The 13,846-nt window shown below is 72.8% G+C and carries 10 protein-coding genes; 8 read left to right on the forward strand and 2 right to left on the reverse strand.

The window, feature by feature from the left end; translation table 11 throughout:
• Nucleotides 1-5: 5 nt before the first annotated feature.
• Both BM290_RS08705 and BM290_RS08710 read right to left on the reverse strand, forming a co-directional pair.
• The gene (locus BM290_RS08705; protein WP_093611845.1) at nt 6-410 is read right to left on the reverse strand and encodes an FMN-binding protein; all 405 of its coding nucleotides are present in this window, start codon (nt 408-410) and stop codon (nt 6-8) included.
• Nucleotides 411-421: 11 nt separating this feature from the next.
• On the reverse strand, nt 422-1,804 hold the full coding sequence (locus tag BM290_RS08710; protein ID WP_093611846.1) for a ferredoxin reductase family protein: 1,383 nt from the start codon (nt 1,802-1,804) through the stop codon (nt 422-424).
• Between the two features lie 179 nt (nt 1,805-1,983).
• Here BM290_RS08710 and BM290_RS08715 point away from each other — a divergent pair, with 179 nt between their 5' ends.
• The 8 genes from BM290_RS08715 to BM290_RS49070 all read left to right on the forward strand — a co-directional run bounded on the left by BM290_RS08715 (nt 1,984) and on the right by BM290_RS49070 (nt 13,775).
• Nucleotides 1,984-2,586 carry a DUF4956 domain-containing protein gene (locus BM290_RS08715; protein WP_093611848.1) on the forward strand — a complete coding sequence of 201 codons (603 nt, stop codon included), beginning with the start codon at nt 1,984-1,986 and terminating at the stop codon, nt 2,584-2,586.
• The gene (locus tag BM290_RS08720; protein ID WP_093611850.1) at nt 2,583-3,362 is read left to right on the forward strand and encodes a polyphosphate polymerase domain-containing protein; all 780 of its coding nucleotides are present in this window, start codon (nt 2,583-2,585) and stop codon (nt 3,360-3,362) included. The genes BM290_RS08715 and BM290_RS08720 overlap by 4 nt, the downstream gene beginning before the upstream one ends.
• Complete coding sequence (locus BM290_RS08725; RefSeq protein ID WP_093611852.1) at nt 3,362-5,203, forward strand: carbohydrate-binding domain-containing protein; 1,842 nt, start codon at nt 3,362-3,364, stop codon at nt 5,201-5,203. The genes BM290_RS08720 and BM290_RS08725 overlap by 1 nt, the downstream gene beginning before the upstream one ends.
• Nucleotides 5,204-5,377: 174 nt before the next feature.
• The gene (locus tag BM290_RS08730) at nt 5,378-6,271 is read left to right on the forward strand and encodes a helix-turn-helix domain-containing protein (protein ID WP_239143230.1); all 894 of its coding nucleotides are present in this window, start codon (nt 5,378-5,380) and stop codon (nt 6,269-6,271) included.
• 63 nt (nt 6,272-6,334) lie between these two features.
• The gene (locus BM290_RS08735; protein ID WP_093611856.1) at nt 6,335-7,288 is read left to right on the forward strand and encodes a phosphodiester glycosidase family protein; all 954 of its coding nucleotides are present in this window, start codon (nt 6,335-6,337) and stop codon (nt 7,286-7,288) included.
• Nucleotides 7,289-7,293: 5 nt separating this feature from the next.
• Nucleotides 7,294-8,358, forward strand: a complete 1,065-nt coding sequence (locus tag BM290_RS08740; protein ID WP_093612441.1) for a bifunctional glycosyltransferase family 2/GtrA family protein — start codon at nt 7,294-7,296, stop codon at nt 8,356-8,358.
• 13 nt (nt 8,359-8,371) lie between these two features.
• Entirely contained in the window at nt 8,372-9,841 is a 1,470-nt protein-coding gene (locus tag BM290_RS08745; RefSeq protein ID WP_093611858.1) for a GGDEF domain-containing protein, read from the forward strand.
• A gap of 139 nt (nt 9,842-9,980) precedes the next feature.
• Entirely contained in the window at nt 9,981-13,775 is a 3,795-nt protein-coding gene (locus BM290_RS49070) for an AfsR/SARP family transcriptional regulator (RefSeq protein ID WP_218163285.1), read from the forward strand.
• Nucleotides 13,776-13,846: the final 71 nt, after the last annotated feature.

The following is a 13,846-nucleotide window of genomic DNA, read 5'->3' on the forward strand; positions in this document are numbered from 1 at the left end:
GTTCATTAAAGCCCGGCGGAATCGATCGCCGACTGCAGGGACTCCTTGTAGCCGCCGCTGGTGTAGGTGGCGCCGGAGACCGAGTCGATGTCCGCGCTCTGTGCCGCCAGGGTGGCCCGGACCAGCTCCGGGAGGGCCCGCGCGCTGATCTCGTCGTGTTTCCGGCTGCCGGTCGGGTGGACCGGCACGGCGACCGAGGTGATCTTCCCGTCGGCGACGGTGATCACCACCTGGACGTCGCCCTCCTGGGTCTGCGCGGTGTTCCCGGTGAAGGCCTGCCCCTCGCCGGCAGCGGTGGCGGGCGCCACGGCCGCGGTGTCGGTGATGGCGGTCCCGGTGCTGGTGCGGTAGCTGAACAGCAGCACCAGCGCGGCCACCGTGGAGAGCGTCCACAGGCTGATACGTCGCATCGGATCTCCCCTCACCAGGCGAAGAGTTCGGTGTGGACACGGTCGGGCCGGGCGCCGGCGGCGAGCGCGGCGGCCTTCGCGGCGGCGGCCCACTCCTCCGGGCCGCAGATGTAGACGCGGGCGGCCGCGATCCGCGGCGCCACCTGCCGCAGCGCCTCGGCGTCACCGGCGCCGGCCAGGCTGCCGGGCAGCCAGGACGCGCCGCGGGCACGCGGCCCGGTCAGCGGCACGACGCGTACGCCGCGCCGGTCGGCGAACCACTCCAGTTCGTCGCGGAAGGCCAGGTCGGCGTCGGTGCGGGCGCGGTACACCAGGGTGGCCTCGCCGTCGCGGCAGGGCAGTTCGCCGAGCAGCGACAGCAGCGGGGTGATGCCGATGCCGCAGGCCATCAGCACGATCGGCTCCCCCGCCCAGGACTCGCCGGTCAGTTTGCCGTAGGGCCCCTCGAACAGCACCCGGGTCCCGGGTTTCAGGCTCGCCACCCGGGAACTGCCGTCGCCGGCGGCCTTCACGGTGATCCGCAACGCGTCGCCGTGCGGTGTCGCCGACAGCGAGAACGGATTCGCGCGGGTCCAGCCGGGCCCGTCGAGGAACCGCCAGTGGAAGAACTGGCCGGCCCGGACCGGCAGGTCGGCGAGCCGCTCCCCGGTCAGGTACACCGAGGTCAGGCCCGGCCCCTCGGCGACCACGCGGCTGACCGTCAGGCGGTGCCTGCGGTTACGGATCAGGGGCAGGGCGATGCGGTACGCGAGAACGGCGCCCGCCGCGGCCAGGTACAGCGTCCACCAGTAGGCCCGCGCCCAGGCCGTGCCGGTGAAGTCGCCACCGGTCCAGATCTGGTGCGGCAGGGCCAGGCCCACGCCCAGGTACGCGTACAGGTGCAGCAGGTGCCACGACTCGTAGCGCAGCCGGCGCCGGGCCGCCCGCATCGACGTGACCACGACCATCACCAGCGCGAGGGTGCCGGCCGCGGCGAGCAGCATGCCCGGATAGGTCAGCACCAGGTCCCACAGCGTGGTGAACGGGTTCGCGCCGGCGGCGTACCCGACGGTGATCGTGACGATGTGCAGCACCATCAGCCAGAACGAGGTGAACCCGGTCCACCGGTGCCAGCGGGCCAGCCGGTCCTGGCCGAACGCCCGCTCGGCCAGCGGGATCCGGGCCATCAGCAGCACCTGGAGCAGCAGCAGGTCGGAGGCGTACAGACCGGTCAGCCGGCCGATCGCGGTGATCGCGTCGCCACCGGTCACCTCGGACACGCCGCCGTTGCCCGCCCAGAGCACGGTGACGATCAGCAGGCTCAGCGCGGCGGCGGTCGCGCCGGCGCCGGACCACCACGCGGGCGTGCCGGGGAGCCGTCGCCGGACAGCGGCGGGAGCAGTGGTTGCGGTCATGAGCGCCAACCCTGACCGGATCTTCTAAGACGCCCGCCGGGTGTTTCTAAGGGTTGACTAAGAGGCCCCGGCGTGTGACGGCGAACTCACGAGCACGGCACAGAGGCCCCACAGGATGCGGACAGCAAGGTCCGGCGAAATGGAAACACCTGATGAACGCCACCTGAAGGAAGCCTCTAGTGACCACGTTGCTCGCCGTCGCCGCGGATCTCGTCGCGATCATCGTCCTGACGTTCGGTGTCTACTTCCCCCGCCACCGGCGGCGGGATCTGGTCGCCGCCTTCCTCGGAGTGAACATCGGCGTCCTCGCCGTCGCCACCGTCCTCGGCTCCTCGACCGTCGGGGCGGGCCTCGGACTCGGCCTCTTCGGCGTCCTGTCGATCATCCGGCTCCGCTCCGACGAGATCAGTCAGCACGAGATCGCGTACTACTTCGCCGCTCTCGCCCTGGGCCTGATCGCCGGCCTCGGCAACGTCATGGACGTCCTGCACCTGAGCCTGATGGCGCTCGTCGTGGCCGCGCTCGTCGTCGGCGACCACCCGGCCCTGTTCCGCCGGCACCGCAACCAGCTGATCCGGCTCGACGTCGCCCTCACCGACGAGACGGCGCTGCGGGCGCACCTCGAACAGGTGCTCGGCGGCCAGGTGACCGCCGTCGCCGTCAAGCAGATCGACATGGTCAACGACAGCACCCTGGTCGAGGTCCGCTGGATCGCCGGTCCCGGCCACGGCCGCGCCGCCGGTCAGCTGGGCCCGCAGAGGGAGCGGGTGAACGCCCGATGAGCGTCACCACCGAGGTTCCGCTCTTCCACCGGTTCGCCCCGATCGGCCTGGACGAGCTGGTCGGCGAGGCCGCCCTGCTGACCCGCCTGGACCGCAAGTACGTGCTGCCCGCCCAGGCCCTGCCCGAATTCCTGGACCGGATGCCGTACGAGGTGCGCGCCCTGCAGATCGACCACCAGCGTACCTTCGGCTACCGGTCGGTCTACTTCGACACCGCCGCCCTGGACAGCTTCCTGGCCGCAGCGCACCAGCGGCGCCGGCGCTTCAAGGTCCGGGTGCGCACCTATCTGGACAGTGGGCTGAATTTCGTCGAGGTGAAGACGCGCGGCTGCCGCGGGGTCACCGTGAAGGAGCGCATCCCGTACACCGGAGACGGCGCCGACCTGGGCGCTGAGGGGCGGGCGTACGCGGCCGCCGTCCTCGCCGGGGCCGGGCTCCACCCCGACGTGCGCCGGCTGCGCCCGGTGATGGCCACCCACTACCGCCGCAACACGCTCTACGTGCCGTCCACCGGCAGCCGGGTCACCATCGACACCGGCCTGGCCTGGCAGCTGCCGGACGGCTCGACCGTCCACATGCCGCGGTCGGTGATCGTCGAGACGAAGTCCGGCCGGGCCGCCTCCGACGTCGACCGGCTGCTCTGGTCGCTCGGCCACCGGCCCGCCGCCATCTCCAAGTACGCGACCGGGCTCGCCGCCCTCCGCCCCGAACTCCCCGCCAACCGCTGGCGCCCCGTCCTGCGCCGCCACTTCACCACCACCGCGAAGGGAATCTGATGAGACTCCGCAAGAAGGTCGTCGCCGCCGTCAGCTCCCTGGTCCTGGCCACCGCCGTGCTGGCCGGATGCTCCTCGGGCGACACGGCCACCGCGACCACCGAGGTCGCCGCCACCAGCACCGTCGACGCCGCGACCGTCGACGGCACCCAGGACGCGGCCGCCGTCCTGGCCGCGGACAAGAAGGCGCACAGCGCCGCCGACACGTCCTCCGGCGCGGTCGAGATCGCGCTGACCGGCAGTTCGGCCACCGTGTCCGGCGACGGCGTCACCGTCGACGGGAACACGGTCACCGTCACCGCGGCCGGCACCTACCGGATCAGCGGGCAGCTCGACGGGCAGATCGTGGTGAACGCGCCGGACGCCACGGTCACCCTGATCCTCGACGGCGCCGAGATCAGCAGCACCACCACCGCGGCGATCGCCGCCACCGAGGCCGGGCAGCTCGTCGTCCGGCTCGCCGACGGCACCACCAGCACGCTGTCCGACGCCTCCTCCTACGCCGAGGACGCGGACGTCAACGCCGCCCTGTTCAGCGCCGGCGACCTGACGATCACCGGCGACGGGAAGCTGACCGTCACCGGCAACGGCAACGACGGGATCGCCGGCAAGGACGGTGTGCTCGTGGAGTCCGGCACGATCACCGTGACGGCGAAGGACGACGGGCTGCGCGGCAAGGACTACGTGGCGGTCACCGGCGGGACGATCACGATCACCGCGGGCGGCGACGGCGTCAAGGCCGACAACACCGAGGACGCCGACTCCGGGTACGTGTCGGTGTCCGGCGGCACGATCACGGTGACCAGCGGGGGCGACGGCGTCGACGCGGCCACCGACATCGTGGTCACCGAGGGCACGCTCACCGTCGAGGCGGGGGGCGGGCACGGGACGAAGCCCACCGGCGACACCTCCGCCAAGGGCCTCAAGTCCGGGGTGATCACGGTTCTCGAGGGCGGCACGATCGCCGTCGACGCGTCCGACGACGCGGTGCACACCGACGGCGCGGTGCACTTCAACGGCGCGACGGTGACCGTGGCCAGTGGCGACGACGGGGTGCACGCCGAGGGCCAGCAGATCATCGACGGCGGGTCGCTCGAGGTGACCGCCGCGGTCGAGGGCCTGGAGGCGGCCGAGTTCGTCCTCAACGACGGCACGGTACGGGTGACCTCCAGCGACGACGGCATCAACGGCGCCGGCGGCACGAGCACCTCCGAGACCGCCGACCAGGGCGGCCAGCAGGGCGGTCAGCAGGGCGGCGGCTTCCCGGGCGGTGGCGGCGGGCCCGGCGGCGGCGGTGAGGAGGTCGGCGACTTCTCGGTGACGATCAACGGGGGCAGCCTGGTCATCGACTCCGACGGCGACGGGCTCGACTCCAACGGCGTCGCGTCGATCACCGGCGGCACGGTGGTGGTGAACGGACCGGAGGGCAACGGCAACGGGGCGCTCGACGTCAACGGCGCCTTCACCGTCAGCGGCGGCACGCTGCTCGCCGCGGGCAGCGCCGGCATGGTCGTCACCCCCGGCGCCGACTCGGCGCAGGGCTGGATCTCGGCGACGCTGGACAGCGCGATCGCGGCCGGCACCACGGTGCAGATCACCGATGCCGGCGGCGCCGTCGTCGCCACCTACGTGACCGGCAAGTCCGTGCAGAACATCACCTTCTCCTCGTCGAAGATCACCAGCGGTGAGACGTACACGATCAGCACCGGCGGGACCGCGACCGGGACGAGCACCGGCGGGCTGGCCGCCTCCGGGTCGCTCGGCTCGGCCACCGGGGTCGCCACGGTGACCGCCGGGCAGGCCCCGGCCGGCGGCGGCCAGGGCCGTCGCGGCGGCCGCTGACCACCCCTCCACCCCCCGGTGCGGCGCCCGGGACCGGCGACGGTCCCGGGCGCCGCTGTCGTGACCGGACCGTCGCTCTTCGAGTTGACCTCCAGCGCGGGACGGGCGCTTCCGTGAGTATGCTGATGCGGATCGCCATCCCAGGATCCACAGAGGACTCTCGAAGAGGTCCACGTGCCCGATGAAGTGCCCGACAACGACGACAACGGCTTCAGCCACAACAGCGGGGCGACGGTCCGCCGGCTACAGCTCGGCGGTCATCTGCGTGCCCTGCGACGGGCCAAGGGACTCACCCGTGACCAGGCCGGCTACACGATCCGGGCGAGCGAGTCGAAGATCAGCCGGATGGAGCTGGGTCGCGTCAGTTTCAAGGAACGTGACGTCACCGACCTGCTGAAACTCTACGGCGTGGAGGACCCGGCCGAGCACCGGCGGGTGCTGGCGATGATGCGCGAGGCCAACGCGCCCAGCTGGTGGCAGGCGTATGGGGACGTCCTGGACACCTGGTTCCAGAACTATCTGGACCTCGAGCAGGCGGCCGAGCTGATCCGCACCTACGAGATCCAGTTCGTGCCCGGCCTGCTGCAGACCGACGCGTATGCGCGGGCGGTGATCAGGCTCGGTCACGAGGACGGCGGGCCGGAGGAGATCACCCGGCGCGCCCAGCTGCGGATGGCCCGTAAGCAGGTGCTGCAGCGGCCGGACGCGCCCCGGCTGTGGGCGGTCCTCGACGAGGCGGTGCTGCGCCGGCCGATCGGCGGTCGTGACGTGCTCCGCGAGCAGATCGAGTATCTGCTGGAGATCTGCGAGTCGCCGCGGGTCCGGCTGCAGGTCATGCCGTTCGAGAAGGGCGGGCACGCGGCGGCCGGGCAGGCGTTCAGCATCCTGCGCTTCCCGCACGCGAAACTGCCGGACGTCGTCTACATCGAACACCTCACCAGCGGCCTCTACCTGGAGCGCCGGGAGGAGGTCGATCGGTATGCGGCGGCGATCGGCCGGCTGTTCATCGAGGCGGAGCTCCCCGCCCGTACACCGGAGATCCTTCGCGCGCACCTGGACCGGCTGTAACTCACGATTCACCCATGGGCCGGGCACAGGAGGTCCACAAGCTCCGCCGGTTGACTGCGATGCGTGACGACGAACCCCGTACCCCAGAAGCCCCGCCGGATCAGCCGCCGCGGTCTGCTCGCCGGCGGGCTGGGCCTGCTCGCGGCTGCCGGAGGCGGTAGCGCCTGGGCCCTCGACCGCTACGTCCTCGACCACGTGGAGGTGTCCGGCGCCTCCCAGCTGGCCGCACAGAACGTGGTCGCGGCCGAGGCGGACGGCACCGGCACAGCGACCGCCAGCAGTTACTCCAGCGACACCGCCACCATCGAGATCAAGAACGTGGTGACCGGTACGGGCAGCGACAAGGTCACCTACTACGTGGCCGACGTGCGGGTCACCGACGCGACGATCGTCCGGTCGGCGTTCGCCAACGACCAGTTCGGCGAGAACATCGTCGCGAACCCGTCGGCGATCGCCGCCTCGGTGCGGGCGGTCCTCGCGATCAACGGCGACTACTACGGGTTCCGGGACACCGGCATCGTGATCCGCAACGGGGTCAAGTTCCGTGACTCCGGCGCCCGGCAGGGGCTGGCGCTCTACGCCGACGGGTCGATGAGGCTCTACGACGAGACGACGACCGGCGCCGACCAGCTCATCGAGGACGGGGTGTGGAACACGCTGTCGTTCGGGCCGGGGCTCGTCCAGGACGGCAAGGCGATCTCCGGGATCGACCGGGTCGAGGTCGACACCAACTTCGGCAACCACTCGATCCAGGGCGAGCAGCCCCGCACCGGGATCGGCATCGTCGACACGAACCACCTGCTCTTCGTCGTCGTCGACGGGCGCAGCAAGGGCTACAGCCGGGGCGTCACGATGCCCGAGTTCGCGGAGATCTTCACCGGGCTCGGGGCGCAGGTCGCCTACAACCTCGACGGTGGCGGGAGCTCGGCGATGATCTTCCAGGACAAGCTCGTCAACAACCCGCTCGGCAAGGGCCAGGAGCGCGGCACCAGCGACATCCTCTACGTGGCCGGGTGACGGAGATGATCGTGCTGATCCCCGCATACCAGCCCGACGACCGGCTCGTCCACCTCGTGTCACGCCTGAGCCGCCATCGGATCCTCCTTGTCGACGACGGCTCCGGTCGACCGTACGCCCCGGTCTTCGAAAGGGCCCGCCTCGCCGGCGCCGAAGTGATCACCCTGCCGGCCAACCGCGGTAAGGGTTTCGCCCTGAAGACCGGCTTCGCGCACATCGCCGCCCACCATCCGGACGAGGACGTGGTCTGCGCCGACAGCGACGGGCAGCACCGGGTCGAGGACATCGAGGCGGTCGCCGCGCGGCTCAGCACCTCACCGGCCGCCATGGTGCTCGGGGTGCGCCGGTTCACCGGGCCGGTGCCGGCCCGCAGCCGGTTCGGCAACGCCGCCACCCGCGTCCTGTTCCGCATCATCACCGGGCTCGCGGTAACCGACACGCAGACCGGGCTGCGCGGCTATCCGGCCCGCATGCTGCGCTGGCTGGACCGGGTGCCCGGCGACCGTTTCGAGTACGAGCTGAAGCTGCTGCTGCGCGCCGCCCGCGAGCGGCTGCCCGTCGAGGAGGTCGAGATCGCCACCGTCTACCTCGACGGCAACAGCTCGTCACACTTCCGGCCGGTCATCGACTCGGCGCGGATCTACGGGCCGCTGCTCGCCTTCGCCGGGTCGTCGCTGCTCGCCTTCGCCGTCGACGCCGCGCTGCTCGCCGTCCTCGTCTCCCTGACCGGCCGGCTCGTCACGTCCGCGGTCACCGCCCGGCTGATCAGCGCCACCCTCAACTACACGGTCAACCGCACCGCCGTCTTCGGTGGCGGCGGCCGGATCCCGCACCGGCGGGCCGTGCCCCGCTACGCCGCCCTCGCCGTCGCGTCGCTCACCGCCAACGTGCTGCTGCTCGAATGGCTCACCACGGCGACCGGCTCGCTGGCCGTCGCCAAGGTCGTCACCGAACTGGCGCTGTTCCTCGCCGGATTCGCGGTCCAGCGGATCTTCGTCTTCGGCCGGCGAAACGTCGAGAGCGGCACCCCTATCGCACCCGAACGGCAGCCGGCGGGCACCCGGGGCTGAGCAATCTGGGCTCATGTACTCCCGTCGCGTGGCGGCCTGGCAGTTGTGCCTCGCCGCCGGCACCGTGCTCATCGGCGTCTACTTCCTGCTCGTCCATGCCGGACTCTGGCCCGGCGTTCAGGTGGCGCTCTACGTCAGCGCCAACGCCACCCTGGTCCTCGCCGCCCTCGCCACCGCCCGGCGGCACCCGTCGATGCGGGGCATCATGCTGCTGCTCGCCGGCTCCGCCGCGGCCGGGGTCACCGGGGACGTCCTGTTCTACTTCGACGCTCTGGTGCACGGCGAGCCGCCGTACCCCGGCATGCCCGACCTCTTCTACCTGCTCGCCTACCCGCTGATGGCGATCGGCCTGCTGCTGATCATCCGGCGGCGGACCCCCGGCTGGGACAGCGCCAGCATGATCGACGCGGCCATCGTCGCCATCGGCGCGGGGTACCTGGTCTTCCAGTTCCTGATCGTGCCGCTCGTCGACTTCGGCGACAAGTTCACCTCTCTGGTGTCGGTCGCCTACCCGGTCGGTGACCTGATGCTCGTCGTCGTCGGCGCACGGCTCATGCTCGGCGCCGGGCCGCGCACCGCCGCGCTGCGGTTCACCGGCGCCTACCTCGGGCTGGTGCTGGTCGCCGACGCCTTCTACGGCTACCAGACACAGACGGAGACCTACCAGGCCGGCAACTTCCTCGACGCGTTGTGGATGGGGGCCAGCTTCGCCTTCGCCGCCGGGCTCCTGCACCCGTCGGTGATCAAGATGATCAGCACGTCGAACACCGCGACCCCGGACGCCACCCCAGGCCGCCTCGCCGTCCTGGCGATCGCCGCGGTCACCGCGCCCACCTCGATCGTCATTCAGCACTACGCCGGCGGCCAGGAGCACGTGGTCGCCGCCGCGGTCGTCTGCAACCTGCTGTTCCTGCTGGTCATGCTCCGGATGGCCGGACTCGTCCAGGCCCAGCGGCACGCCGCCGTCACCGACGGGCTCACCGGCCTGCGCAGCCGCCGCTTCTTCGAACAGGCCCTCGGCAACCAGGGCGAACGGTCCGCCAAGAACGGCGTGCCGGTCAGCGTCCTGCTCCTCGACATCGACCACTTCAAGAGCGTCAACGACACGTACGGCCACAACGGCGGCGACCGCGTCCTCGTCGAGGTGACCCACCGCCTGCGCGAACTCGTCCGGCCCGGTGACGTGGTCGCCCGGTACGGTGGCGAGGAGTTCGCGGTCCTGCTCCCCGACACCAGCACCGAACAGGCCGGTGAGGTCGCCGAACGCATCCGCCGCGGTGTCAGCGCCGCCCCCATCGCCGTCGACGAGTCCCGCCTGCACACCGTCACCGTCTCCGTCGGCATCGCCGGCATGCCCGCCGCCGGGACCACGGAGGAGCTGGTGCTGGCAGCGGACCGGGCGCTGTACGCGGCGAAGAACGCCGGCCGCAACCGGGTCGCCAGCGCCACGGACGCGTCACCCGCCGTCCCGGTCGCTGCCTGACCCCGCGGCGTGCCCGGGATTCCTCTGAGGACGCGTCCGGTTCCTTCTCCGGGCCGCCTCCTCGGGCTGCTCCTCTTGCGGGCCGCCCTGGCCGTCCCAGGTTCTCGCCGGAGAAGGCCGAGGCGGCAGAATCGTCGGCATGCGGTTCGGCATCCTGGGTCCCGTCCGGGCGGAGCTGCCGGACGGGACCCCGATCCCGCTCGGCGGCCCCCGCCTGCGGGCGCTGCTCGCGATGCTGCTGCTCGACGCCGGCCGGCCGATCCCTGCCGACCGGCTCATCGACGGCCTCTACGGCGACGCGCCGCCCGCCGGGGCCGCCAACGCGCTCCAGTCGCAGGTGTCCCGGTTGCGGCAGTCGCTGCCGGTCGAGCTGGGACCGGGCGGGTACCGTCTGGCCACGGATCGCGACGACGTCGACGTCCACCGGTTCGTGGCGCTCGCCGCCGACGGGCGGCGAGCCCTGGCCTCCGGCGACCACGAGCGGGCGGTCACCGTTCTGCGGCAGGCGGCGGGCCTCTGGCGGGGAGAACCCCTCGTCGATGTACGCGACGCGCCCTTCGCCCAGGCCCAGGCCGCCCGCCTGACCGAGCTGAGACTGACCGCGCTGGAGGACCGCTACGCCGCCGAACTGGGCCGGCCCGCCCCGCTGCCACCCGAGGCGATCACCGAGCTCCGTGATCTGATCGCCGCGCACCCCCTCCGCGAACGCTTCCGAGCCCTGCTGATGCGGGCCCTCGTGGCGGCCGGTCGTCCGGCCGAGGCCCTCACCACGTTCGAGGACGCCCGCCGAACCCTGGCCGACGAACTCGGCGCCGACCCTTCCCCGGAACTGTCCGCCCTGCACACCGCCGTGCTCCGCGGTCACGCCGCTCCGGGGCGCACCACCGGTCAGGGCTTTCCCGGTCACGGCGTGCCCGGTCGGGGCGTTTCCGGTCACGGCGTTCCCCATGCGGACATTTCTGGCAGCGGGGACGGGTGGGACGGCTATCGGAGCGGCCCGGTGCGGCACGGTGTTCCCGCCCAGCTGACCAGCTTCGTCGGGCGGGACCGGGAGCTGGTCCGGGTCGCGGAGATGCTGCGTAGCCGTAGGCTGGTCACCCTGCACGGGCCCGGCGGTGCGGGGAAGACCCGTCTCGCCGCGGAGGCAGCGGCCCGGCACGACGGCGACGTCTGGTTCGTGGAGCTGGCCGGCGCCGGACCCGACGGGGTGCCGTCCGCCGTCCAGGCCGCGCTCGGCCTTCGCGACGTCCTGGTCAACCCGCCCCGGCAGTCCACCGCCGCGCCCGGCGTGGTCGACCGGCTGGTGGCCGCGCTCAGCGACCGTCAGCTCCTGCTCGTTCTCGACAACTGCGAACACGTCGTCGACGCGGCCGCCATTCTCGCGGCCCGCCTGCTGGCCGGAGCGCCCGGCCTGCGGATCCTCGCCACGAGCCGGGAGCCGCTCGGCATCACCGGCGAATCGTTGCTCCCGGTCGCCGGTCTGCCGGTCCCACCCGAGTCCCCGGCCGGTCCTCCCTCCGCGGCCACCGGCGACCGGGCCCCTTGGGCACCCGCCACGGATCCAATCCCCTCGGCGGGCATCACGTCTCCGGCCGCCTCGGGAGCCGCCACGAATCCGGCCGCTCCGGGAGCCGAGCCGAACACGGCCGGGCCGGGACCCGGACCCAACACGGCCGGGCCGGGACCCGGACCCAACACGGCCGGGCCGGGACCCGGACCCAACACGGCCGGGACGGGACCCGGGCCGAACACGGCCCCCTCGGCGGGGGCGGAGCTGGCGGGGTTTCCGGCGGTCCGGCTCTTTCTGGATCGGGCCTCGGACGTGATGCCTGGGTTCACGGTCACCGCGGGAAACGCCGACGCCATCCGTCGGCTGTGCCGGACCCTCGACGGGCTGCCGCTCGCCGTCGAACTCGCGGCGGCCCGCCTGCACGCGCTGCCGGTCACCGAGATCGCCGCACGGCTCGACGACCGGTTCCGGCTGCTGTCCGGGGGCAGCCGCACCGCCGCCGGACGGCACCGCTCCTTGCAGGCGGTCGTCGCCTGGAGCTGGGACCTGCTCACCGAACCGGAACGTGTGCTGGCCCGCCGGTTCACCGTGTTCACCGGCGGGGCCGGCCTCGACGCCGTCGAGCGGGTGTGCGGCGCCGGGCCGGATGCGGTCGTCGACGTGCTCGCCGGGCTGGTCGCGAAGTCGCTGATCGAACGGGACGGGGACCGCTATCGGATGCTGGAGACGATTCGGGCGTTCTGTGCGGAGCGTCTCGCCGAGTCCCGGGAGCAGGAGCGTATGCACCGGGTTCACGCGGAGTACTTTTTGGAGCTTGCGGCGCGGGCCGACCCGTACCTCCGCGGGTTTGATCAGATCGCCTGGCTGGACCGCCTCGACAACGACCGGGACAATCTGCACGCCGCGATTCGCCGCAGTGTCGCGCAAGGCGCGGCACCGACGGCGTTGCGGCTGGTCGCCGCGCTGTCCTTCTACTGGTGGCTGCGGGGGCTGCGCAGCGAGGCCGCGACGCTCGCCGATCTCACCCTGCGCGGGGCCGGCCCGGAGCCACCGGCCGGGCACGTCGAGGAGTACGTGCTGGGCGTGTTCACCGCCGCGCTCGGCAACGGTGACCGGACCGCCCGCCCCGCCGCGCGCTGGGCCGACTACATGCGGACGCTGACAGCGGCGCCCGCGCACCCGTTCCTGCTGTACCTGTCGGCGATGGCGGTCGGCCCGCCGGCCGGTGATCCGGCCGGGATCATGGAACTCAACCGCCGGCTCCGCGCCCAGATCGCGGGTGACCCGTGGAGCCAGGCGCTCGGCGGGATCGGCGCGGGCTGGATGGTGATGTTCTCCGGTTCGGACCCGGAGCTGGCCGGCCCGGAGTTCCGGTCGTCGCTCGACGGGTTCCGTGCTCTCGGCGACCGCTGGGGCACGATGCTCGCCCTCTCCGGCCTCGCCGAGCTGGCCGCGTGGCGTGGCGACCCGGCGGCGGCCATCGCCCCGACCGCAGAGGCCCTGGAACTGGCCCGGGAACTCGGCTCCACCATCGACGTGGCCGACCTGCTCCGTGGTCGCGCCCAGGCCCGGATGGACACCGGCGACATCGCGGGCGCGGCCGCCGATTTCACCCGTGTCGCCGAGCTGGCCCGTTCCGCCGGCGCCCCGGAGCTGGTGGCGGCGGCGTTGCTCGGTCTCGGTTCGCTGGCGTTGGCCCGGGTCGCGCCGGCTCCCGCCACGTCGTCCGCCCACACCGCTCCGCTCCCGGCCGCTTCCTCCCGCGGCGCCGGCTCGTCCCCGCCCACCCGGGCGCCCTCCTCCGCATCCGCCGACGCGGCCCGCTCGTCTGCCGCCGGCACCGGCTCCTTGCCGCCCGCGGAGGCGGAGCAGGGCACGGCCTTCCTTCCGCCCGCGGAGGCGGAGCAGGGCACGGCCTTCCTTCCGCCCGCGGGTGCGGAGCAGGGCACGGCAGCGCGCGGCGATGCCGGTCGGGAGGCCCTGGCCGAGGCGCTGCGGTACTGCCACGAAGCCCTCGCCGCCTGCCCCGCCGGCTGGTACAGCGCCGACGGGACCCGGATGACGATCCTGGTGATGCTGGGCCGGATCGCGGAACTCTCCGGGGATCGGGCCGCCGCTCAGGCGCGCTACCGGGAAGTGTTCACCGTGCGTGCCGGGATGCTCGGCTTCCAGGTGATGGCGGAGGCGCTCGACCGGCTCGCCGGGCTGGCCGTCACCGCGGGCGACCCGGATCGGGCCGCCCGCCTGCTCGGAGCCGGCACCGCCCTGGGTCTGCGCGCCGGCCCGGAGGCCTCCGAACCGGGCCGGACCGCCGCCTCGGCCGCCCGCGCCGTGCTCGGCCCGCACCGGTTCGCCGAAGCTCTGGCCCGAGGGGCGGGCCTCACTCCCGACGAGGCCGTCGACCTCTCCCTCGCCCCGTTCTGAGCGAAGCCGGATCGCCTGAGCCGAGGGCGGCCGGGAGCTGACAGACCTCGGCCGGGCGGGAGAGGGGGCGA

The organism is Actinoplanes philippinensis (assembly GCF_900113015.1).
In the GTDB taxonomy this organism is placed as follows: Bacteria; Actinomycetota; Actinomycetes; order Mycobacteriales; family Micromonosporaceae; genus Actinoplanes; species Actinoplanes philippinensis.

What these genes read in the sequence shown, in the direction of transcription:
- BM290_RS08705 (WP_093611845.1), bottom strand. Translation starts at nt 410, where the DNA reads ATGCGACGTATCAGCCTGTGGACGCTCTCCACGGTGGCCGCGCTGGTG.
- BM290_RS08710 (WP_093611846.1), bottom strand. Translation starts at nt 1,804, where the DNA reads ATGACCGCAACCACTGCTCCCGCCGCTGTCCGGCGACGGCTCCCCGGC.
- BM290_RS08720 (WP_093611850.1), top strand. Translation starts at nt 2,583, where the DNA reads ATGAGCGTCACCACCGAGGTTCCGCTCTTCCACCGGTTCGCCCCGATC.
- BM290_RS08725 (WP_093611852.1), top strand. Translation starts at nt 3,362, where the DNA reads ATGAGACTCCGCAAGAAGGTCGTCGCCGCCGTCAGCTCCCTGGTCCTG.
- BM290_RS08740 (WP_093612441.1), top strand. Translation starts at nt 7,294, where the DNA reads ATGATCGTGCTGATCCCCGCATACCAGCCCGACGACCGGCTCGTCCAC.
- BM290_RS08745 (WP_093611858.1), top strand. Translation starts at nt 8,372, where the DNA reads ATGTACTCCCGTCGCGTGGCGGCCTGGCAGTTGTGCCTCGCCGCCGGC.
- BM290_RS49070 (WP_218163285.1), top strand. Translation starts at nt 9,981, where the DNA reads ATGCGGTTCGGCATCCTGGGTCCCGTCCGGGCGGAGCTGCCGGACGGG.